This is a genomic window from Aetokthonos hydrillicola CCALA 1050 (assembly GCF_017591665.1).
GTDB classification, from domain to species: domain Bacteria; phylum Cyanobacteriota; class Cyanobacteriia; order Cyanobacteriales; family Nostocaceae; genus Aetokthonos; species Aetokthonos hydrillicola.
In genome coordinates, this window is sequence record NZ_JAAKGC010000324.1 from 1 (window position 1) to 1,936 (window position 1,936).

Annotated in this window: 1 protein-coding gene and 1 pseudogene; both read right to left on the reverse strand. The window is 42.1% G+C overall.

Annotation, left to right across the window (positions count from 1 at the left end; translation table 11 throughout):
* A pseudogene (locus G4P69_RS37475) lies at positions 1-976 on the reverse strand (hypothetical protein); the annotation flags it as partial.
* 296 nt (positions 977-1,272) lie between these two features.
* Positions 1,273-1,518 carry a hypothetical protein gene (locus tag G4P69_RS37480; protein ID WP_208345044.1) on the reverse strand — a complete coding sequence of 82 codons (246 nt, stop codon included), beginning with the start codon at positions 1,516-1,518 and terminating at the stop codon, positions 1,273-1,275.
* Between the last annotated feature and the right edge of the window lie 418 nt (positions 1,519-1,936).

Sequence of the window (1,936 nt, forward strand, 5' to 3'; positions counted from 1 at the left end):
GCGCATTGTTAAAGTGAGTATCTCCTTTCCAGTTACGTTTTATACTATCTTTAAACCCTGCCTCTACTGGAATGCGAAGCTGTAATTTTATCTGGGTCATTACATCACTGAGTTCATCTATCTCTATTTCTTCCAGTTCAGCCGATGTGTCAAATGTTTTGGTAATGGGTGTTGTAACAGAGGTAGAGACTTTATTTTCAACGCTTTTGGGCGATCCAAGTTCTACTGAGCAAAATCCTTCAACTAACTTTCTTCCAATGTTCGCTAGCATTTCTAGCAACATTAATGGGACTTTGCTGAAAGCGATCGCTCTCCCCACCACAGATTGCGCCGTCAACCCCTCAGAATCCATCTGCCGTTGAATCTCAACCCCAATTTCTTGGTCGTGAATTGGGGGTATTTGACAAAAACGCCTTCCGTCGGGGTTACTCCTCCAGATGGTTGGGGTATCGGTTTGGTGGTAGTCCGTCTCGTGGACTACCTCTTCATTGCTGGATAATTGCAGTTCCTCAGTATTCTGTACTTTTGGAAACTCTACAACCTTCTTTGTACGGATGTCCGTTTTACGGACTACCGGCTCTGGCAACCATTCCTCTACAGGTTTGAAGGAATATTCAGTGCTGGTTCCTGGGCGCTCGTTTTTCTCCAAGATATTCTGCTCAACAGCTTGATTCAAGCCTTTGAGAATGGTTTTTCTGTCGCACCCAGTTCTAGCAGCGACATTTTCAGCCGACTCAGTGAACGAGTTACCTGAAATTGTACGATACAACACTTGGTTTAGGGTGAATGATTCCACCAGCGTTGGCTTGGCTTCAACTGTCTTACAAAGCCTGTAAAGTGCTGCGTCTTTTAATTCTGGTGGGAGGGTTTGTATCCACTCCAAGCTTATTTGTTGAGTACTAACATCAAGTGGTTTTTCCCATAGGGCATTTATTCCCGCGCTATGTGCAGGGGAATCTGATATGATTGGGATCATAAATCAATACAAATTGTTTGACTAACCTCTACTGACAAGCGTCTCAAACTAGCAGTAGGGGTTTTACATACAGATCGCGTTTGTTTTGGTATTTGCACTTTGATGGCACGCAAGTCCTTTATTGCGATGCTCCCGCAAATCCCAACTGTGCTCATCTGTATTGACGATACCATACAATCAATACAAGTGACATTTTTGGCAAAAATTAACCCGCCAGTCACTTTTGGCGGGTCAAGGATGAATCAGATCGCGAGTAAATGCCTGAAAATTGCCGATTCTAGATTGGGGTTCACTTTTCAGGCGGTAGATTCCCCCACTAAACGAGTATTTTCAATCCCAATTCTCTGCTCTACAATCTCTAATCTCCTTCTCAACTCTATGAGATCCATTGCTTCCTGTTGTTTGCTAGATAAATATGCATCCACAAAGCCCAGAATCACCTCTGTTGCTGTCCTGTTATCTTGTTTAAGTCTCTTGACAAACTCATCCTTTTTCTCTGGGTCGATCTCCACTGAAATAAAAGTTCTTTGCTTTTTAGCCATAAATCACCCTCTGTGTCTCTATTTCAAATTTAGTGCAGTCAGCAGGTGTATTGCAACGTATTGATAAATCAGACTACCTGTATTGATTGTATTGAATTGTATTGAATTGTATTGATTAAAAGGCTAGTATAGATTAATCAGGGAATTCAAGCTTCATTTACCAAACCAAAAACCACCCATGTGATCGCCCTCGCCTAGGAAACTTGTGCGATCGCATGAGTGGAATCCCGTTCATTTACAGGAATTTTAATCTATGCTACAACAACATTCTCTCACTGACAGTGACTCACAACTGGAGTTTGGACTAAAAGCTCAGGCAGAAGCAAAGCACGGATAGAATAACAGATAAAAAATAGACATTAGTACTGAAGCACAGATTGATTGTTAGAGAGGAAAGCAGTCAGAAGTTACACTGACT

Coding starts and splice junctions, on each gene's coding strand:
- G4P69_RS37480 (WP_208345044.1), bottom strand. CDS start 1,518: ATGGCTAAAAAGCAAAGAACTTTTATTTCAGTGGAGATCGACCCAGAG.